At 45.4% G+C, this 21273-nt stretch carries 18 protein-coding genes and 1 other RNA gene; 1 reads left to right on the top strand and 18 read right to left on the bottom strand.

Annotated features, from left to right (window positions below; all coding sequences use genetic code 11):
• Window positions 1-10: 10 nt before the first annotated feature.
• The 12 genes from AC58UW_RS03755 to AC58UW_RS03700 form a co-directional block, all read right to left on the bottom strand.
• Window positions 11-844 (bottom strand): ABC transporter permease, encoded by an 834-nt coding sequence (locus AC58UW_RS03755; RefSeq protein ID WP_497419388.1) that lies wholly within the window; start codon window positions 842-844, stop codon window positions 11-13.
• The gene (locus tag AC58UW_RS03750; protein WP_497419387.1) at window positions 819-1772 is read right to left on the bottom strand and encodes an ABC transporter ATP-binding protein; all 954 of its coding nucleotides are present in this window, start codon (window positions 1770-1772) and stop codon (window positions 819-821) included. The genes AC58UW_RS03755 and AC58UW_RS03750 overlap by 26 nt, the downstream gene beginning before the upstream one ends.
• Window positions 1769-4147: a DUF8725 domain-containing protein gene (locus AC58UW_RS03745; protein ID WP_497419386.1), complete on the bottom strand. Its 2379-nt coding sequence runs from the start codon at window positions 4145-4147 to the stop codon at window positions 1769-1771. The genes AC58UW_RS03750 and AC58UW_RS03745 overlap by 4 nt, the downstream gene beginning before the upstream one ends.
• 175 nt (window positions 4148-4322) lie before the next feature.
• Window positions 4323-5003, bottom strand: a complete 681-nt coding sequence (locus AC58UW_RS03740; RefSeq protein WP_497419385.1) for a TerC family protein — start codon at window positions 5001-5003, stop codon at window positions 4323-4325.
• A gap of 82 nt (window positions 5004-5085) precedes the next feature.
• The gene (thiI, locus tag AC58UW_RS03735) at window positions 5086-6294 is read right to left on the bottom strand and encodes a tRNA uracil 4-sulfurtransferase ThiI (RefSeq protein WP_497419384.1); all 1209 of its coding nucleotides are present in this window, start codon (window positions 6292-6294) and stop codon (window positions 5086-5088) included.
• Entirely contained in the window at window positions 6291-7469 is a 1179-nt protein-coding gene (locus AC58UW_RS03730) for a cysteine desulfurase family protein (protein WP_497419383.1), read from the bottom strand. The genes thiI and AC58UW_RS03730 overlap by 4 nt, the downstream gene beginning before the upstream one ends.
• Window positions 7470-7632: 163 nt before the next feature.
• Window positions 7633-8331, bottom strand: a complete 699-nt coding sequence (locus tag AC58UW_RS03725) for a lytic transglycosylase domain-containing protein (protein WP_497419382.1) — start codon at window positions 8329-8331, stop codon at window positions 7633-7635.
• A 123-nt stretch (window positions 8332-8454) separates the two neighbouring features.
• Window positions 8455-9747 (bottom strand): hemolysin family protein, encoded by a 1293-nt coding sequence (locus tag AC58UW_RS03720; RefSeq protein WP_477501548.1) that lies wholly within the window; start codon window positions 9745-9747, stop codon window positions 8455-8457.
• A 626-nt stretch (window positions 9748-10373) separates the two neighbouring features.
• Window positions 10374-10799, bottom strand: a complete 426-nt coding sequence (locus tag AC58UW_RS03715) for a hypothetical protein (protein WP_497419381.1) — start codon at window positions 10797-10799, stop codon at window positions 10374-10376.
• A gap of 2 nt (window positions 10800-10801) precedes the next feature.
• A complete protein-coding gene (locus tag AC58UW_RS03710; protein ID WP_497419380.1) occupies window positions 10802-11017 on the bottom strand; it encodes a DUF1540 domain-containing protein in 216 nt (71 codons plus the stop codon).
• Between the two features lie 47 nt (window positions 11018-11064).
• Window positions 11065-12159, bottom strand: coding sequence for a glycoside hydrolase family 15 protein (locus tag AC58UW_RS03705; protein ID WP_497419379.1), 1095 nt, complete (start codon window positions 12157-12159; stop codon window positions 11065-11067).
• A gap of 78 nt (window positions 12160-12237) precedes the next feature.
• On the bottom strand, window positions 12238-12738 hold the full coding sequence (locus AC58UW_RS03700) for a YpuI family protein (RefSeq protein WP_145656973.1): 501 nt from the start codon (window positions 12736-12738) through the stop codon (window positions 12238-12240).
• Between the two features lie 173 nt (window positions 12739-12911).
• On the opposite strand from AC58UW_RS03700, the gene AC58UW_RS03695 reads away from it, so the two are divergent.
• Window positions 12912-14852: a S8 family peptidase gene (locus tag AC58UW_RS03695; RefSeq protein ID WP_497419378.1), complete on the top strand. Its 1941-nt coding sequence runs from the start codon at window positions 12912-12914 to the stop codon at window positions 14850-14852.
• 104 nt (window positions 14853-14956) lie between these two features.
• Here the strand turns inward: AC58UW_RS03695 and rnpB are convergent.
• From rnpB to dnaG, 6 genes are all read right to left on the bottom strand, one after another.
• Window positions 14957-15374, bottom strand: an RNA gene (gene rnpB, locus AC58UW_RS03690) — RNase P RNA component class A.
• 78 nt (window positions 15375-15452) lie between these two features.
• Window positions 15453-16562 (bottom strand): Nif3-like dinuclear metal center hexameric protein, encoded by a 1110-nt coding sequence (locus tag AC58UW_RS03685; protein ID WP_497419377.1) that lies wholly within the window; start codon window positions 16560-16562, stop codon window positions 15453-15455.
• A complete protein-coding gene (locus tag AC58UW_RS03680) occupies window positions 16538-17305 on the bottom strand; it encodes a tRNA (adenine(22)-N(1))-methyltransferase (protein WP_497419376.1) in 768 nt (255 codons plus the stop codon). Before AC58UW_RS03680 ends, AC58UW_RS03685 begins: the two co-directional genes overlap by 25 nt.
• 3 nt (window positions 17306-17308) lie before the next feature.
• Window positions 17309-18139: a hypothetical protein gene (locus AC58UW_RS03675; RefSeq protein WP_497419375.1), complete on the bottom strand. Its 831-nt coding sequence runs from the start codon at window positions 18137-18139 to the stop codon at window positions 17309-17311.
• A gap of 110 nt (window positions 18140-18249) precedes the next feature.
• The gene (gene rpoD, locus AC58UW_RS03670; protein ID WP_028558036.1) at window positions 18250-19365 is read right to left on the bottom strand and encodes an RNA polymerase sigma factor RpoD; all 1116 of its coding nucleotides are present in this window, start codon (window positions 19363-19365) and stop codon (window positions 18250-18252) included.
• Window positions 19366-19402: 37 nt separating this feature from the next.
• Window positions 19403-21250 (bottom strand): DNA primase, encoded by a 1848-nt coding sequence (gene dnaG, locus AC58UW_RS03665; RefSeq protein WP_497419374.1) that lies wholly within the window; start codon window positions 21248-21250, stop codon window positions 19403-19405.
• Window positions 21251-21273 lie beyond the last annotated feature (23 nt).

Raw genomic sequence — 21273 nt, 5'->3', positions numbered from 1 at the left:
CTGAACCTCATCATTTCTTTTTTTTCATAATGGGGCGTAAATATCTCACACTTAATCCAATCAGAACAATAGAAAGCAGCGTGTAGAAACTAACAAAAATATGCCACATCTGCAGATTAGTATGCCCTTTGAACACTTGTTTGGAAAAATCAGGAATCATCAGAGAAACTAGAACAGCCATTGGATTAAAACTCAGAAAATAACCAAGAACTTCATCGTTCGTTCCAGTTCTTCCAATGTTACTGAAAAATAAACCTGCGAGCGCTGTAAAACCAAATACAAAAAGCACAAACCCATAAGTTGCAATGACGGAAATAACGGTTTTCTTCAGAAGGGTAGAAAAGAAAATCCCTACTGCCCCCAATAACACCATCACAAAAATGTAAAAAACAAATACCGCTAACACTTGCTTTGGCGAAACTCCCCCGTATAGGAAAACAATGCTGTAAAGCGGCATCGTAGCAACAACGGTTAACAACATAAAACTAAGTGAGGCAAAAAGCTTACTGAGAATAATGGTTCCTGAGCTTTGCTGCGTCGTCAACAACATATTTAAGGTTTGCTTCTCACGCTCGCCGCTTACTACCCCTGCTGTTAATCCAGGCGTCATAAACGCGATCAGTACTAATTGCGTTCCGCTGAGAAAGTAAAAAAGTTCGCTGCTTCTTGCCGTACTCAGCACTCCAGCCTGCTGATGGCTCATGTTAATATAAGCGAATCCAAGCGCAATCAAACCGATGGCCAGAAGATACACAAGGATCGATAACGGAGAGCGGATTGTCCTCATGCGTAAACGGAACTCTTTTTCCATAACCGGGTTAATCCAATTTAACTTGCTGTTCATCGTGTGCGCCGCCTCCTTTTGTAATTTCCAGGAACACATCTTCCAGATTCGTCAATGCTTCACTGAACGATAGGAGCGGAAACCCTTTTCCCACTAAGCGAGCAAGCAGCCCAGATTGATCTTCATCCGTCCCTCCAAAATGAACACGCAATCCCTTTTCATCCTGCAGCACCATTGTTACATGAGGCTGATCCTGCAGGAACTTCAAGGCCTCTTCCGTTCTGCTCACCATGCGGATTTGGAGAACTCGATTGGCTTTCATTCGATTTTGAATATCTGATACTTTTCCTTTCGCAATCAGCTTTCCGTACTCAATAACCCCTATTTCATCCACCATTTCGGCGAGCTCAGGTAAAATATGAGAGGAAATAATGATTGTTTTGCCCATAGCCTTAAGCTCTTTCAATATTTCTCTCATTTCGATACGCGCTCGCGGGTCCAGTCCCGATGCCGGTTCATCCAGTATCAGTACTTCCGGCTCATGAACCAAACATCTAGCCAAGCATAGCCGCTGCTTCATGCCTCTAGATAGCGAATCCACATAGAAGTCGGCTTTTTCCGATAAATTAACAAGGTCCAGCAGCTGCGGAATTAGCTTCAGCCTCTCAGCCCTCGGAATCCCATAACTCGCTCCGTAAAAGTCCAAGTATTCGGTTGTTTTGAAAGTATCATAAACTCCGAAAAAGTCAGGCATATACCCAATCAGCTTACGCACTTCTTTCGGTTTATCGGTCACGTCATAACCACCAACCTTGGCTGTGCCGGAAGTTGGATTTAATAACGTAGCTAGGATGGACATTGTCGTCGATTTTCCCGCCCCATTCGGACCAACAAAACCAAAAACGGTTCCTTTATCAATCTCCATGGTCAGGGCATCGAGCGCTGTAAAGCCCCCGTATTTCTTCGTTAATTCTGTAATGGAAATCATCGTTGTACAGCCCCTTCCAGAGAAACGGCCGGGATTCGAAACATGATGTTATTCTGAACCGTCGTTATTTTCATGCGTATGGATTTCCCCTCGAAGATGTAAGGCTGCAGTTTTTCTCCCTCCCAGGATTGGTACGATTTTAAGGTGACTTCTTCCCATGCTTTGGTCTCCGAATTCCATAACTCTGCCTTTACATCCGGATTAGAATCCCCCGTCATTTCCATGGTTTGATACTTGGCTCCTGCTAACGTCGGAAGTTGATAATCAAGTGTCACATCACCGCTTCCCATTTGCATGAAAGGGCCGTTTTGGAATTGAATTGAGCTCATTCTCAAATGATTATCGATTAACGCCGGCACAATCGCTGTACTAGGTATTACGATTTTACCCTCGGATGTCACATAGTTGATTTTCATGTCTTGCGTTACTAGTGTCAGCTGCTCCGTTGGAATACTGCCTCCCGATGCGAGCGTGATGGAAGTCTGATCTTTCATCCATCCAACAATCATTGGCGTTACTCCCCCTGAGAACTTCGCCTTACGATTCAAATAGCTGCTGAGCAATGAGCGCTGATGTAAACCAGCATCGATTCCGTTGTTATTCGGATATGGAAATGCAATCTGTGCAATATCAAGCCCGTTCATCACGGTTATGCCACTCGCCGTATCGAAATTCGCTGAAGCTCCAGCTGGAATCGCGCCAATTTTGACATATAACTGATTGATAAGGACGGCAACATCGGTTAGATCTTTGGTTGTGTTATTCGTAACCTCACCTTTTGCGCCTTTGGCGGTTAAATCTGAAATACGATAGTCCAGTTTACCAAGGGGAATTAATTGATCTTCCTCAACGGATAACTTAGAGATGGACGAGTAAGGAATATCCTGCAGCCGCACGTTGGCTGCTTCAGCTTCTTGCCGGATGACAAGCTCATTTTGCTCATGGAGCGGCAGAGACGGGTAAATTTCGGATTGCAAAAGCGGTGAAATAGCCGATTTTCCGGTCAATTTCAGTTCTAAATCCCCCCCTTTTGGGAGAAAGACAGAGACAGCGGATTGTTTAATGCCTGATCCTGTTCCGTTCAATGTAACAGTAGACAACGACTGAGCCATCAAACTGCCTCGATTCGTTGCACCAATCTGAAAAACACCAATGCTGGTCACAATTGCAACTATAGGAATCACGAACCAAGCCCACTCTCTGCGGTCTAGTCGTGTCAAAACCATATATAACAATGGTCCTACGACAATGGCATAAAGAAGCAAGACAAGCGCCAGCATCGGAAGCTTAGGAGGTTGCAAGGAAGGAAAATATTCCAAAGCATGATCCAATTCCCTATAAGAATCATTGCCATATCTCATTTGATTCATATTGTAAGCATTTGCAGTCGCAATCGGCCCGGAAAGAATTTGCTCCCATAACCGCTGATTCCCATTCCAAGAGGCAAGTGGATTCAGAGATAAATCGTACGCCGCATAGGTAACGAAACCGCTTCCGTATGCAGTCCGGGCGAATAAGGGCACATTCCCAACTGACAGAATAGACTCTGCTCCGTTAGCCAGTTTTGCTTGTGATAACGTGAAAGGCTGCGATAAAATAAGCTCTTTCCCACCGGCTTTTTCAATCACAGGAAGCTCATTAACCGCCGTAGTCCCTTCATATGTAACGGGAGCTGCTTTAGCAAAGGGTGCTGCTGACTTGGGATAGCCCGCACCCCCTGAGAGTAGCAGTGTGCCCCCTCTTTGTGTCCATAGCTGAATAGCTTGTACTTGCTGCGCCGTTAACGTATCCGCTGCGAAGTCATTGATCGCAAGAACGTCCAGACTATCTAGCCCCAATGAATCCTTCGGAATTTCTTCCTGTTTAAGATGAAGAACATTCAATTTGCTGCCAGATTGATTGAGCAGTGTTAAGAAGTTAAGCGTATCTACATCTCTAGCTAAGACGCCTACCTGCAGCGTTTCTTTCGGTAAACTGAACGCTTCCAAATACGCCCTGCCATCTAACGCTATTTTCTTACCGTTTTTTTGCGATTTTTCATAAAAAGAGATTGTATTATTACTTTTCGAGTAAGAATACCCGGGTAAGAGCATCGTAACGACTTTCGTGCTGCCTTTGGGAAGTTCAACATGCTGCACATAATTAAAATCCTTGCTTTGATTCGGATTGGCCACCTGTACAACTAAATCACCTGCTAAGTCAGCCCCCTGATTACGAAGCTCCATCGTAGCAACATGCCATTTCCCTTGTTTCACATTTGAAGCTCCAAATCCAATTTGCGTTTCAATTTCAATCATTGCTGCGTCCGTTGCAGCAGCTTCTTGCAAGAATGGCGCGCAAACCTGCAAGCATAAGCCAAGGAGGATACTACTCATAATAAAATAAATTCGAAATCTGGGTTTGTTATTGAAACTTGGTCTCACTCGCGTAGCTCCCTTCATTTCATACCTATCTCATAACTAGACGACAAAATTGGAAAAAAGTTTCAATTATTGGCATAAAATAAAACCGCCTAGCTGAGTAAGACCAGCTTGGCGGTTTCCCTATTCCCTATTCGTTTCTTATTTTTAATTGCAGTACTCTCAGCCACTTCATAGATACTCCAATCACTATAACAAGCGCGGATGCTACAATCGGGATCCAGACATGTAGAAACTCGTAATCGTGAAGGAACCAATCGATCATTTTCTCGTCTTTTACAAACATTTCACCTGCCGTATAGCCGAGAATCCCTGCCCCTAGTAGAACAAGAACCGGATATTTGTGCAGCAAATTCATAACAAGTGTGCTTCCCCAAATAATGATAGGGATACTGAGTCCAATCCCCAATATGATTACTGTATTATTACCATTGCCTTTGGCTGCAATCGCTAGCACGTTGTCAAGACTCATCACGAAATCCGCAACGATAATTGTCCAGATCGCTTTGCCAAGCGTCGAAGCCTCTTTCACATTCGCATGACTGTCATCATCGGTCAGTAATTTGATTGCAATCCAGAATAATAAGATCGATCCGCCCGCTTGAATATAGGGAATATCGAGGAGGCTTACAGCCACCAACGTCAGCACCAGTCTCAACGCTATGGCTCCGAAAGCCCCCCACCACACGGCCAGCTTACGCTGTTCAACGGGAAGATTTTTACTCGCCAGCGCAATAACAACCGCATTATCGCCGCTAAGCACAATATTGATCAACATAATTTGTAAAAACAAAATGAGCGCATCAATCATGCTTTATTTCCTCCCGGGATACATGGCGAGCCTGCTGAAGAGTGGTGATGAAATCACCTACTGCCCGGCGCCGGAAAAGCATTTAGAAGAAATGCTGATCGGGCACCTTCTTCATTTGACCATGTACAATTTCAATTGTTTCTGTTTGTTCCACGGCCTTCTGGATTAATTCCGGCAAAAAGTCCATGCTGTTCTCGATTCGCTCTACCATTTGCAGGTTCGGATTGGTGCTCGGAGAGGGAGGAAGAAATAAGGAGCAGCAATCTTCATAAGGTAAAATGGAAATCGGGAACGTGCCGATGCTTTCGGCAATTCGTATAATTTCTTGCTTGTCCATCATCATCAGCGGCTGCAAAATCGGCAAGGTGACCACGCGTCCAATCACATTCAGGCTTGGCAGCGTTTGACTAGCTACCTGTCCTAAGCTTTCTCCGGTCACTAACGCGCTTAGACCTTCACGATCAGCAATTTGCTCCGCTATGCGATACATGGCCCTTCGGATCAGCGTGACTAATAAATTATCCTTATATTCACGGTGTATGGACGTCTGCACTTCCGTAAAAGGCACGAGGTGCAGCCTGATAGAATCCGTGTACCCTGCGAGCTGATGAGCCAGATCTATCACTTTATCCTTTGCCCGCTCGCTTGTATAAGGATAACTATGAAAGTGTATCGCTTCGAGGGTAAGCCCTTTTCGCATCCCTAACCACCCTGCGACAGGACTGTCAATCCCTCCAGAAAGCATCAGCAGCGCCTTTCCGCTCGTATCTGCCGGGAATCCTCCCGCTCCCTCAATAACTTCTGCATACAAAAGTACTTGATCTTCACGAATTTCCACACGAAGCTCAACTTCTGGATCACGAACATCCACTTGCAGTCCAGGGATTGCTTCAAGAATATAGCCACCGACGAGATAATTCATTTGCTGGGAGTCTAGCGGAAAAGATTTATTGACCCTGCGGACATTCACCTTAAAGGTACTTGGAGGTTTAGGCAAATTTTGCATGATGCGCAGTGCAGCTTCTTTAATGGCCTCTGACTCCATTGGAGCATGGTAGGCCGGACTGAATGATGCCAGTCCAAATACACGCTGCAATGCTTCCGAAGCCTCTTCATACGCTGCTCCCCCTAGCTCCACATATACGCGTCCGTACTCTGGAATATACCTCAAATCAGGAAATGCCCCTAAAACTTTACGAATTTGTGTGATGACGCTGCGCTCAAAACGCTTACGATTCCTGCCTTTCAGTGTTAATTCACCAAAACGCAAGATTAAACAATCCGGTTTCATTTTTGCTGCCCCTTTCTGGCTGTTGATTTGCTTAACATGGGAGAAAGTTCGTTCACAACATCCCTAAGTGCTAGCAAAAATTGTTCCATATCTTCTATTTGATGCTCATCCGAGAAGCTGATTCTAAGCCCGCTGACCGCTTGTTCACGCGTACACCCTAACGCCAGCATGACATCGCTGGGATCAGATGCGTCCGAAGCACAAGCGGATTTCGTAGAAATATAGATTTGTCTTTGCTCTAACGCATGAACGACGACTTCCGCTTTCATCCCGGTAAAAGCAAAGTGGACAATGTGCGGAGCCATCTCCTCATGACGCTCAGAGCCCATTAATGTGAGCTCTGGAATTGTCAGGATGCCGTCTACAAGATGGCGTCTTAAGCGATATTTATGCTCAAGCTTCGCTGGCGAGTTTTGCATGGATAGGCGCAGAGCTTTGGCCATACCAACGATGAGCGGAACGTTCTCCGTGCCTGAGCGAAGGCCGTCTTCTTGCCCTCCGCCAACGAGTTGCGGCTTCAGCTGTACACCTTCTCTGCGGAACAAAAAGCCTACCCCTTTGGGTCCACGAAATTTATGCGCAGAAACGCTGCATAAATCTACGCCCCATTCCTTTATTGAAAGAGGAATCTTGGCGATGCCCTGCACAGCGTCAACATGAAACACAACTTTCGGATACTTGGCAAGTAACTGCCCGATTGCTTGAATCGGCTGAATTGTACCTACTTCATTGTTGACATACATCACGCTGACCAAAATTGTATCTTCTCTAAGGGCTTCGCGAAGCGTCTCCACTTCTAGACAGCCGTTCCGATTAACAGGCAAATAGGTTACGCGAAATTCCTCGCGCTCCAAACTAAGAAATACTTCCTTCACAGAAGGATGCTCAATTTGAGTTGTAATGAGATGCTTGCCCCGATTCTGATACTGATAGGCAGCACCTCGTATTGCTAGATTATTGCTCTCCGTTCCTCCGGACGTGCAGATAATACTAGCTGGCATCACACCTAAAGCTCCCGCTATCACTTCTTTGGCGCTCTGCAGCAGCTTCTCAGCTTGGACACCTAATCCATGAATGGATGATGGATTTCCATAGTGCACTTTCATAACTTCTGCTATCGTATCAATGACTTCATTATATGGCGGCGTGGTTGCCGCGTTATCCAAATATAGCATGTTCTTGCTGATTCCCCTTTTTCCATGCCCTGCAGTTGCGCAATCATAATCATTTCCTTCCCTCATTAAAGCCTAAAATAGCGCATAACTCAAGCATGCACTTGAACACAAAAAGCTGATCTCCGCATGATTCATGCGAAAATCAGCTTCTTGAAATTGCCGCTTACAGTGAAAATTTCATCTTATGACCTAAAACCTGAGAGACATACGCTTGCGTTTCTTTCGGTAATTGGTGCAATTTATTAGATAAGTCCTGGTCATTCTTGATGCCCAAGCGATCCACACGCCCTGGACCCGCATTGTAAGCAGCAAGAGCAACCCCTTCGTTCCCATTGTACTTCTGGATCAGATTGCTCAGGAAATGCGTGCCCGCATCCACATTCTGCTTAGGATCAAATGGATTCGTCACGCCATAGCCACGTCCCGTGCCATCCATAAGCTGCATTAAGCCTTTGGCACCAGCCGGGGAGACAGCCTGATGGTTGAAATCGGATTCCTGCTGAATAACCGCCTTCACCAGTGACTCATCGACGCCATATTTGGCGCTAGCCTCTTGAATTAAAGAGTCAAACTGAGAAGTTGAAGTAGATTGACTCCAACTTTGGAGCGGAGTATAGGCTTTATTCAAAGCGCCCAAAGAACTTGGTACGTTATTTGCTGTCATAGGATTGAGCAAGGATTGATCGTCAAGCCCAGAACCGGAGGCTTGTCCCATTAACGTATTCAGCAGCGTGCTGAAGTCACTGGAATCGTCCGTACTGGATGCGTCGCTATCCCCGGATAACAAACTAATTCTCCCCATCAGCTGAAGCTGCAGCAGTTCCTTCAGAACTCTTGGATCAATGCTGTTCGTGCTGTTCATCCGTCAGACCTCGTTTCTTATCTTCATTCGTTGTTTTTATTGTACACGTTTTGTGCCTTCACGACTATCCTAAAATTTCCGAAAATAAAAAAAGGACAGTCATTAGACTGTCCCTCTATCTTTTCAAGAGATGTTCTGTTGTAGATATTCATCTTGTTCCGTCATTTTTCTAACAATCAATCTAGAGATTCGCAAGTGATCCGTTTCTTCCACGATGAACAAGAACTCATCGTTATACGTCACTTGTTGATTCTTGCTAGGCGGAATCTCTGTCTGCGAGTAGATCCAGCCGCCAATTGTATCATAGTCGTCGGACTCGATATCAAGTCCGAAATAATCATTTACTTCATCGATCAAGAGCAGACCGTCAATGGAAAACGTGTGCTCATCTTTGATCTCGATCGTTGGACGTTCCTCATCAAACTCATCCTGAATCTCACCAACGATTTCTTCCATGATGTCTTCCAGAGTCACAAGTCCTGATGTTCCGCCATATTCATCGATAAGCAGCGCCATCTGGCTCTTTCTTTTTTGCATCATTTTCAGCAAATCACTGATATGAATGGAATCCGGCACCGTCGTAATCGGACGGATAATTTTCTTGATTCCTTTCAAATTCGCATCCGGCTTGAGCAAATCCTTGATGTGGACGAAACCAATGATATTGTCTTTGTCCGGATCACATACCGGGTAGCGCGTGCGCATTTCCTTAATCGCTATGGCTAGATTCTCCGAATATGAAAGTCCTGCATACAAACATTCCATCTCGGTTCTTGGAATCATAATTTCTCTGGCTGTTGTCTCGGCGAATCCGAATATATTATCAACAAGCGTAAGCTCTGTATTATCTATAAGTCCATTTTTGTGGCTTTCTTTCATGAGGACACGGATTTCATCCTCCGTATGCGCCGATTCATGTTCCGTTGTCGGTTCAATGCCAGCGCGGCGAAGCATCCAGTTGGAGATCCCGTTCAGCAACCAAATAAACGGATACATGATTTTGTAAAATAAGACCATCGGTCCCGCGGAAAGCAACGTGATCTGCTCAGCTTTACGAATCGCATATGTTTTGGGGAATTGCTCACCCAGCGTAATATGCAAAGTAGTCATCAATGAAAAGGCAATAATAAAGGTAATCGTGTGGAACACCGAATCTGGTAAATTCAGCGGAGCGAATAGTGGTTCCAAAATTTTTGCAAAGGTCGGCTCCCCGACATAACCAAGTCCCAACGAAGTAAGTGTAATCCCGAGCTGACATGCACCTAAGTACGCATCGAGATTATTCATAATTCCTTGCGCGAATTTCGCATTACGGCGACCTTCATCTACAAGTGAATCAATTCGACTACCTCTTACTTTCACCATCGCGAATTCAGCTGCGACAAAAAAACCATTCAGTAGCACCAGTCCAAACATTAATAGAAAGCTAATTAACGTTTCGGGCAAAGGATCTTCCAATACCTTACCTATCCCCTGTCAAGCGCGGTTTCCGCACCAAGGAGAGTAGGTACACCTCCCTTAATTTTAATTTAAAGTTGAATTATCACTTTTCATTATATAATAATACTGTAATCATTCAAAGGTGCGAATATGACTCTTGAAGCCAAATAGTACGAGCAAACGGGAGTATAGGGTTTAAAATGATGCCATAATGAGTCTTAACCCGCTAATTATCCCTCTAAAACACGAATATACCCGAATTTCTTCTGAAAAAGAAAAGGGGCTGTCCTGAAAATCATTTAATGACCGAGAGACAGCCTATTCGAATTTTGGGATCGCTTCTTCAGATGAACGGGAAATACTACCGCTAAATTATTGAATAACACAGCTACAGACATGAATAAATGGATTTTCTCCTGTTAATGCGGACGAATGAGCTTGTAAATAGGATTAAAGAGATAATTAACGGGATTTTCCCAGTTATTAGGTTTATACAACAAGGACTTGCTTGAATTAAATGTAGTTTTTCCCTCTATTCGATTCGGCTCCATAAAAAAAGAGGCTATTCCCAGTTATCTAAAGGGACAGCCTCTTCTCCAACATTAAGAATAAAATGGAAACAGTAAAAAATAGGCAGCAACAGCAATAAAACCAAGCACGACCGACCATGTCCCGATTCCCTTATTTCCCATAAGGAATGCAATAACCCCTAACACAATGCCCGATACGCCAAGCAGTACAGGCCATACAAAGAGGGAAGCCAATGCAACGAACAAAGCGATGTATCCTACCGCCTTATTTCGCGTAACAGCTTCAACTAGGTCATCGATCTCCTCATCAGAAACATCCGACTTCTGAACCTCTGCATGTTTTGCTTGATACGGCTCGGCATAATGAATTCTCCGCGAGGGCGCTGTAATCTCGGCTGCATATTCTTCCTTGCTGCTCAGACCGCTTTCAGTCCGAAGCTGATCCAGCTGGAATCGCTCCTTGGTGCTTTTATCCAAATTGCCTCCATGCTGGCGCATGATTACTGCTTCTTCTTTGCTTGAAAGGTGTGGCAGCAAGTGTTCGCGGCTTTGCTCGCTGCATCATGATGATCGGTATCGAATGATTCCCCTGCAAATTCTTCATTGTAATGAGCGTTGGCATGTTGATCTACTTCAATCATAATGGTTCCTGCGTTGCAGTTGTTACCTTGCGTCCAATATTCGCAGTTGGCAACTGAACATTTTACATCTGGCATAGTCATCACCCCACTAACAATTTACCCGCTATTGGGGCGAGCTATGCTCAGGCAAGACTGTCAGATAGCACCAAGAACATCGCGTGAGACCAAAGCAGCGGCAGCGCGGGTTCACCCCATTTGGCCAACCACTCCGAATAAGCAGAAGGCTCTCTAAGTTGATCGGGGACTTGTTCGGGAAGGCGCCCCAGATGATCAGCCTTGCTTAGGATCCATGTCAGGCAACGCTGTGCCTCCTCGCGGTTTCCGAGCTCATTCTGATACCATCCATACCAAGCCGTTAACAGAAGCCACTCCCCGCCGCCAAAGTAACGGTCTTCTACATAGCGCTGAATACCCTCATGTTTCAGTTCATTTTCAATCATTACTACAGTCTTGCGCATAATAGGATCGTCCACTTCACACACGCCAAAAGGAACTGCAAGCCAAAGCAGACTTGCGTCTACACCTGTTAACGCTGGTTTCCATATCTCGTCCAAGCAGTGGACAGACTTCACGAAGCGGCCTTCGTAGACGCAATGGCTTAGGATGAAGTCCTTAACCATTGACGCCTTCTCCAGCAGCTGAGAACGCTGCTCTAGTTCTCCTAGCGCCTTCAAACCACCATATACACAGGCTAGCGTTGCAGGATGAACATAATCAGGGAACTCTTCCCAGCAATCAAAGTTCGGATAATGCCAAAACGTCATCAAATAATCAACAGTAATCTCGATACTATCCCGGAGTTCTTCCAACAACTCGTTATTTCCAGTCGTTTTCACGTGCTCAGTGAGTCCCCAAAGCCAAGCTCCATAACCATCCAATTGAAAATGGCCCCATTCGGATACATCGTCTCGGCCATCCAAGTGATAACGTGTTCCCAAAAACTCAGAACGATCGATCCACGCTTTGTTTTCGTGCTTATGTATGAGCGCATCCACACGGTTACGTTTGTTCCTCAAGACACCGGCAACCCATCTGTGGAAAAGAGCTGAGCTGTCCGTCTCACCCACACGATCCATTGCATTTGCTATAAACGTTCCGTCTCGCAGCCAACTGTATGCGTAAGGTGGGAAAAGCGGAGATGCTATGTAACCTCCGCGAGGATGCTGATTGCATTTAATAATCGAGATTGAGTGGTTGATTAATTGTTCACGTTGCATGCATCATGTCCCCTTTTAAAAGAAAAGAGATGCGCTGAATGCCGCATCCCTTATATCTTTTGTAATTTCGCATTACAATTATACTTTTTCACCTTGCATACGGCGCTGCGTGATGTAATCTGTCTCATAATAAGCCAGATCTTCGCGAAGCTCTTCGAATACTTTGGACAATTCAATCGTTAAATCGCGCACTTCTCGGGAAGGCTTTTTACGGAAACGGATTGCATCTTGTCCTGTATAAGCATAACGTCCATCCTCGGAATAGCATTCATTCTTAGGATAGAAAAATGTATTCACACAAGTATGATATACCTCATACAAAACTTTCTCCGAAAAATCAACGTTAAAAGTTGGACGTCTCAAGCTTACGCCCAATTTCTCATAGGCCACTTCACAGAAAACTAGTAGATGACGCGTATCTTGAAGATACCCACGATAAAATTCATCCATAGCAGGATCATTCTCTACATTAAGTTGTGAAAGCGAATGTTGATTCAGAAACAGCTCCATTTTGGCGGTTGTTTCTTTTAGCTTCGTACGCGTTGAATCACAGACATTTTTTACATTAAAAACAGCCATTTATGAAGACCTCCTCTAATTGCGCTATTCCTATCCTACCATAAATTAACCTGAAAAGGTATATGTAAAACTCCCGATTCCATGCATAAAAGAAACCTCCAAACCTCACTCTAAACAAAGATACTGCGTTTGCTGACAGAAGCGGAGAAACGAGTTAAGAAGGAGGACTATCGATGTGGCGTTATTTATCTTCTATTAGTCTAGTTCTTGGTTTAGGTATCGTTCTATTTCCCCACCACTCTAATAATGAGAATACACCCGGACCTGAAGTCTACAGCGCAAAGTACGAGACAGATCAAAAGCTGTCCTTACTGCAGCAGGATGTTAAGCTAACTGATGATTTATGCCGATCCCAATGCTCAATTGATTACTCAAAAATGATTTCTCAAATTGAATCAGGTGAGCCCGCGGCCAAAGTTCTTGGCGATATGAAGACGCAGCATGAAAAAATGGATGTTCTGATATGGTCAAACAATAAACAGGCATTAGATCAAGGAATAAAAGTCGGAGAAATCCCCGCTTCTTATAAGGAGCAAGCAAGCACCTATTTAGCAGAAGCAAAGGCAGCTACGGAATCCGGCAAGCATTATCAGTCACCCAAATTTGGTGCTGCACAGCAGGTATTTTTTGTCCAGGGGACTCCATCTACTGACGGTAACTCTTCCCTAATTGGTGTTATTCATCAGGATATTCTTCATCAAGTAACAGACCATCAGATGAAAAATTTGCGTCTCGAGCCTTATCCGAACGAAAATCGTTGGAAAGTCGAATCAGTCGATACAGATACCTTAAAAGACAAAGTGGTCGATCACCCGGAAGATAATCAAGGCACAAGCCACTACCATCAAAATGAAGTTGTCGTTAAGTTCAAGAAAGACCCTACTGAAGCTCAGCTATCTCAAATAAAATCAGAGATCAAAGCGAATTCAATGCAAAAACTGGGCTATACGTATGTTTTCCGTACGGAAGGTATGGAAGCTAAGGCTTTAATGGCCTATTTTAAAAAATGGGATGTTGCCTATGTTGAGCCTCATTTCTTATATTTGACCAATGATTACTACGATGATCAAGAGGATTCCGACACCGATGATTCAAGTGACTATACAGACAGCACAGATCGTACAACAAGCCCTGACGAAACAACGAGCATTGCACCGAATTTCAAGCCAAATGATAATTTGTACAGCCGGTATCAATGGAATTTGCCGCTGATTGAAACTGAACAAGGTTGGCAAATAAACAGAGGAACCAAAGATGTGATTGTGGCTGTTGTAGATACTGGCGTGGACTTACAACATCCAGATCTAAAAGACAAGCTGCTATCTGGTTATAATGTGATCAGCGGTGATGACAAGCCGCAGGATGATGTTGGGCACGGAACTCACGTGACAGGAGTCATCGCTGCTCTGGTTAATAATAATTTGGGCGTAGCTGGAATTAGCTGGTATAACAAAGTACTGCCAGTTAAAGTATTGGATCAAACCGGAGCAGGCAGCACCTATTCCGTTGCTCAAGGCATTATCTGGGCTGCTGATCATGGCGCCAAAGTAATGAATTTAAGTTTAGGCAACTATGCAGATTCCGGATTTTTGCATGATGCTATCAAATATGCGTACGATAAAGATGTGGCATTGATCGCGGCGAGCGGAAACGACAACACGGAGCGTCCGGGCTTCCCAGCCGCTTATCCCGAGGTGTTCGCTGTCGCCGCCAGCGATTCTGAGAACAATAAGGCTCCTTTTTCCAACTACGGTGATTATATCGATGTAACGGCTCCGGGTGTGAGTATTGCCAGCACATATCCAAATAATCAATATGCCGCTTTGTCAGGCACTTCTATGGCAAGCCCGCATGTGACGGCTTTAGCTGCCCTGATCCGTTCTACAAATCCTAATTTGAAAAATACTGAAGTATATCAAATTATGAGGGATACTGCGCAAGATATTGGCACCAAGGGTTTTGACAAATATTTCGGGTATGGTCTGATTGATGTCGTTAAAGCTGTTCAAAAGGCAGAAGAACATCCAAGCATCGGCTTCGACTGGCCGTCACATTGGTTTCGTCAGATGAATCTTGTTTCCAAGAAATATGCAGGTATTGAAATGAATAAATAAAAAAAGGCTGCCCTTTGGTGTCGTTACGATACCTAGGGTGGCCTTTTTAGTTGTCTGAAAATTGAAATACCCGCCAAGCCGAAGCCTTGCGGGTAACCGACAGTATGGAAAGTTTGCCGTAAGCCGGGTTCTGTACTTCCGGTGGTCATAACGGGCGTCTGTCCCCTGCCACCATTGAAGCGACAATCATCTATCTAGGCCATACATTGCTGCACAGCTCAAGCGACCAACCCGAACGCGTCTCAGGCGAAGACTGCTGTCTCGAAAACAGCTAGCGTTCCTCTAGGTCTTGCTCCAAGTGGGGTTTACCAGGATCTATGTCACCATAGAACCTCGTGGTCTCTTACACCACGGTTCCACCCTTGCCTGATCTCATCCAAAGATGAGCCATCGGCGGTCCATTTCTGTGGCCCTATCCTTCAACTCGCGCTGACTGGACGTTATCCAGCACCCTGCCATATGGAGCCCGGACTTTCCTCTCGCTGTGGCTTACCCACAGCCAGCGATTGTCTGTCAAACTTTCCGATGCATTTGATAGTATACTAGGAATGCTTCCGAAATACAACTGTTGTTCGTTTCCTTGGCATCTATCTGCCAGACCTACAGGAATCGGAAAGGTTCCGTATTCACTTCGGATGCCAACACTTGCGTATCCGTTTTGGTTAATTGCCCGGTCAGATAATCTGCCACGCCGCGCTTCATGATCTTCTCAACGTTATGCCCAACGTCGATCAAAGTAAGCCCCGCCGCAAGCGCATCGTGTGCGGTATGGTAGTCAATGTCACCGGTGACCAGCACATCGGCACCGGCAAATATGGCGTGCCGCACGTAGCGGCCGCCGGAACCCCCAAGCACGGCCACCTTGCGGATTGGCCGTGATAGATCACCAACGACGCGCACCATCGGCACGTCGAACGCCGTCTTCGCGAGCTCTGTCAGCTCGCGGAGCGTCATCGGCGCGGGCAGCTTGCCCACGCGCCCAAGACCGAACACTCTACCCTTGAGATCCATCGGGTAGAGGTCATAGGCCACCTCCTCGTAGGGGTGGGCCTTCAACATCGCCTGTACCGCCTTGCGCTGGACGCTGGCGGTTACGATCGTCTCAACGCGCACTTCCTGTACGCGTTCAAGCTTTCCTGCTTCCCCGATATACGGGTGAGTCCCTTCCTGCGGAAGGAACGTCCCCGTTCCGGGGATGTTGAAGCTGCAGTGGCTGTACTGCCCGATCCACCCCGCTCCCGCGGTGAAGAGGGCATCCAGCACAGCCTGGTGATGCGTCTCAGGCACGAAGACGACTAGCTTCTGAAGCTTCTCTGTATGTACATCCTCCAGATGGGTGAGCTCCTTGAGGCCAAGTTTATCTGCCATCATGTCATTGACGCCGCCTTCCGCCACATCCAAATTCGTATGTGAGATATAGACGGCAATGTCATTTTTGATTAATTTTTCATAGAGTCGGCCTGCTGGTGTATCTGTCTGTAGATGTGCAAGCGGCCTGAAAATGATCGCATGATGAGCAATAATAAGATTAGCCCCTAAGCGAATCGTTTCATCCACCACATCATCATTGACATCGAGTGCAACTAGTACCTTCTGGATCTCCTTCTGCAAGGAGCCTAGCTGCAAGCCTATTTTGTCATCAGGCATCGCATAATGCTTGGGTGCCAGCTGTTCAAACAGCTGAATTACGGTTTGACCTTTTGCAAACAAGCGAGTACCTCCTTCATTTCCTTGATCTCTTGGGCAATTTGCTCTGCTTTTGCCGCGGATGCTTCCGCTGACGATAGCTTTAATTGGCCTTCAATCATCGCCAATTTCTTCAATTCGCTATCCCACTTGCTGAACCAAACCTCAGTAGCTTCCTCTAATAAATAAGGCCCCATTTGGAGCAAACGCTCTTTGCTTACAACAATTCCGCCAGACAGTGTACGTTCGGCATAAAGGGCTTCCTGCGAGTTCTTGTCATGAGCAGCACTTCCTGCAGTTGCCGTCAAAATCTCATAAATCTTCCCATCTTCCTCAAGTATCGCTTCCGCATCCAAGTTCCAGCCCTCTGCAAGCAGCCACCTGCGCACCTGATCTTCTCCTACATTTGGTTGTAAAATCAGATGCGTGACACCCACGAGCTTCTGTTTCCCAGCTTCTAAAATGCTCGCCATCAAACTGCCGCCCATACCGGCAATCGTGATCACATTCACTTCACCTGGTTCAATGACCGCCAAACCGTCGCCAGATCTTACACTTATCTTTTTGGATAAACCACACTCAAGCACTTGACGTCTTGCCGCCTCGAAAGGGCCAGGATTGACTTCACCTGCTACGGCAAACACAATCATACCTTGCTGCGCCAAATAAGTCGGCAGCAAAGCATGATCGGAACCAATGTCCGCAACCTTTGATCCTACAGGCACACGATCTGCTATCATTTGCAATCTTTTCGATAATTTTACCATCTCTTAAACGACCCACTCTACCCATTTTTTACGCAGCAAGAAAAATGCCGCGCCCGCAGAAACTAATTTTCCTGTAAACGATAATTGAATGACGCGGGAACTCATATCAACATCAGTTAGAAATGTCATCGCTTCAGGAATAAACCAAACCAGAACGCCGACAACTAATAGGACACTTGCTGATTGCTTATTGGTATGATGCGCAAGCCAAGCAATCCATATAAGTACAATACTAACCGGAATCCAACTAATTTCAAGAGAGAACCAACCTGGATTACTCAGTTTTTGCAAGAGCAGCCAACCATAAGTTCCAACAAGCCCTAACCAGCCGCAGAATTGGAAAATCCCCATTTTTCCTATTACGCCGTTAATCAACCAGACCACACTACAAAAAGCTAAATAGCCTGTATACGTATAAGGAGAACTCATTTTATACATATCCATTAAGTACAGTCCAAGCAGCAGCAAAGCTATAGATGAAACACCGCAAAGAAGATAAGAAATCACCGGGGATTTAATAAATTGACGATACGCAAACACATAACAAACGATGACAAAAAGTGCGGAAATTCCAATTTGCATTGGCATTCCAAAAGAGTTAAAATTAAGAGCAGATAAGGCCAGAGCGGCTATGACCGCCATAACGCCTAACCATATTTTCCAAGAACTGTTTGCAATTGAAGTGGCAGAAACCCCCATAATTGATGCAGGTTTTGGTGTTGTTTCATCCATATACAAATTCATCAAAAAATCACAGTAGTGTTCAGGAAGCAATTTGCTTCTGCGCCAGTGATCGATTTCTCTGACTATTACTTTTCTTTTCTCGGTATCCATATCATCGCTCACCTTCCTACTACTTTATCGGTGATTTCATGCTTAGGTTTTAGTAGTACTTTTCAAAAAAAAAGACCCCGCCGAAACTGGCAGGGCCCTCTCACAGCGATTTATTCTAGGAAATCCTTCAGACGTTTGCTACGGCTAGGATGTCTCAATTTACGCAAAGCTTTTGCTTCAATTTGACGAATCCGTTCACGAGTAACGCCGAATACTTTACCTACTTCTTCTAGCGTGCGTGTACGACCATCATCAAGACCGAAACGTAAGCGAAGCACATTCTCTTCTCTCTCAGTCAACGTATCTAATACGTCCTCTAGTTGTTCTTTCAGAAGTTCATAAGCAGCAGCATCTGCCGGCGCTAGCGCTTCTTGGTCTTCAATGAAATCTCCCAAATGCGAGTCATCTTCTTCACCGATTGGCGTTTCCAATGATACAGGCTCTTGTGCGATTTTCATGATTTCACGTACTTTATCCGTACTTAAATCCATCTCTTTTGCAATTTCTTCAGGCGTAGGTTCGCGCCCAAGCTCTTGCAGCAATTGACGGGAAACACGTATCAGTTTGTTGATGGTTTCGACCATATGTACAGGGATACGAATCGTTCTCGCTTGGTCTGCAATCGCCCGGGTAATGGCTTGACGAATCCACCAAGTTGCATACGTAGAGAACTTGTAACCTTTCGTGTGGTCAAACTTCTCAACCGCTTTTATAAGCCCCATATTCCCTTCTTGGATCAAGTCCAAGAACAACATGCCACGTCCTACATATCTTTTGGCGATACTTACAACGAGTCTTAGGTTCGCTTCTGCCAGGCGTCGCTTCGCTTCTTCGTCCCCGTTCTCAATCCGTTTGGCTAACCCCACTTCATCTTCCGCAGAAAGAAGAGGCACACGACCAATTTCTTTCAAATACATCCGAACTGGATCATTAATCTTAATCCCCGGCGGCAGTGCCAGATCATCATCGAAGTTAAATTCATCGCGCTCATTTTCTTCAGGATTCATGGAATCCTCATCCGATTCATTCCCTACATCGATACCTTGCTCCGATAGCTGCTCAAAAAACTCATCGATTTGCTCAGGATCCTGATCGAAGGGAGCTAATTTCTCCATAATATCCTTGTAAGTTAGTGAAGACCGCTTTTTCCCTTGCTCAATAAGCTGGTCTTTCACCTGGTCCAAGGTCAACTCTGTCTCTAGTTCTGTACGCTGATCATTCGCCATAGTACGGACTCCCTCCTCCCTAGTCAATTCAGTAGCTCTACGTTGACTTCAATCGTTTTTCTAGGGCGATAATTTCAATTGCAATTTGTGCTGCTCGAAGATGGTCGCCCGCGCGCTCGGCGCGAACACGTTCTTCTTTCTTGCGTTCAATTTCTTCTTGCATTGGAACTTTACGAATTTGGCGAATATAGTCGTCAATCACTTGTTCGTTCATTCCATGACCCGCTCCCATCATAACGATGGAGCTGGCCAAGCTCTCCAGCTGTTCGTCTTGCAGCATGGCAATGTATCGGCTTGCATCCGGCTCAGCATTCTGAGCGTAGTAAGCATATAAATAAGCAGCTAAGACTGCGTGAGCTTCAACGTTGAATTGATCTCCTAGCTGTTCTTCCACATGTGCGCAAACATCGCGATCATGCATCATAACGGCCAAAATCAATCGTTCAGCATTGTGATAAGCTGGCAAAAGCGAAGGCGTTTTCTTGCGTGTTCGTTCCGCTGTTCTCCCATTATTCATAACATTATTCCACAGAATTGGTTTATTATCCCCATCCGGTCGGTTTTTTTCCGATTGCAGCAAGATTTCGTGAAGGTCTAACTTCATCGCTTCATAAGAGGAATCAGGGAATTCAGAAGCCAACTGCTTCAAGTAATGTTCTCGTTCCATCGGAGAGTGTAGTTCGCTAATTAACTTCACAGCGGATTGCAGATAACGAAGTCGGTCACCGTCCTCATGCAACTTAAAATTTTTGCGAATGTACAAAAGCTTATATTTCATCGATGGTACGGCAGGTTCAATAATCTCCCGCACGAATCGGTCAAAACCATATTGTTTTACGTAATCATCAGGGTCCTTGCCATCCGGCAGCATCGCTACGGTAACTCGGCTTCCTGTCTCTTCTAAGATCGGAATGCTTTTGTAAGCAGCCGATTGTCCTGCATGATCGCCATCGTAACATACGACGATTTGGTCGGCGTTGCGGTTCAGCAGCGCCGCGTGTTCTTTGGTCAGTGCAGTCCCCATCGTGGCGACCCCGTTGTTAATCCCTGCTTCCCAAGCCTTAATGACGTCTACGTAGCCTTCAAAAAGGACCGCTTGCTGCAGCTTTCGCATATTAGGTCTAGCCAAGTGAAGATTGTACATGGTCCTGCTTTTATTAAAAAGAGTAGTCTCGGGACTATTTAGATACTTCGGCTGAGCATCACCCATTGACCTCCCGCCAAACGCAATCACCTTGCCGGCAGCATCGCAAATGGGGAACATAATGCGCTCCCTGAATTTATCTACGTAGCCATTTCCTTCGTGTTTGGCCGAAATTAATCCGCCTTTTTCCATCAGTACAAGATCGAATTCACGTTTCACAAGTTGCTGGACTAGCGTATCCCACATCGCAGGAGCATAACCGATTTGAAATGTATCGATCAATTTATCTGAGATACCCCTTGAAGCCAAATACCCTTTTGCCGCTTTGCCTTGCTCTGTATTACCTAAAATATAATGATAAAGTTTAGCGGCAAAGTCATAAGCTTTCAGCAGGGTTGCTTTCTCTTGCTGCTGCTCGTTCTGCTCCTCGGAGGCTTCTTCCCAAGTAATTGGGATATCCGCTTCTTCCGCTAACTTAGTTATGGCTTCTGAGAAACTTAGGCCTTCTATTTCCATGACGAAACGAATTAAATTCCCGCCTACATTGCACCCGAAACAACGATATATTTGTTTTTCCGGCGTGACAGTGAATGAAGGGCTTTTTTCTGAATGGAAAGGACATAGCCCTTTCATATAATGCCCTTGTTTACTCAAATGTACGTGCCTGCCAATCACATCAACGATGTCATGGCGCTTCAGTACAGCCTCAATGACCTCTTCAGGTATGCGTCCGTACCTCATGTTATTTCCACCCACAATTCAGG

The sequence above is a fragment of the Paenibacillus sp. J22R160 genome (assembly GCF_059692135.1).
The sequence above is the reverse complement of the archived record's forward strand: the minus strand, read 5'-3'. Positions and strand labels throughout refer to the sequence as shown.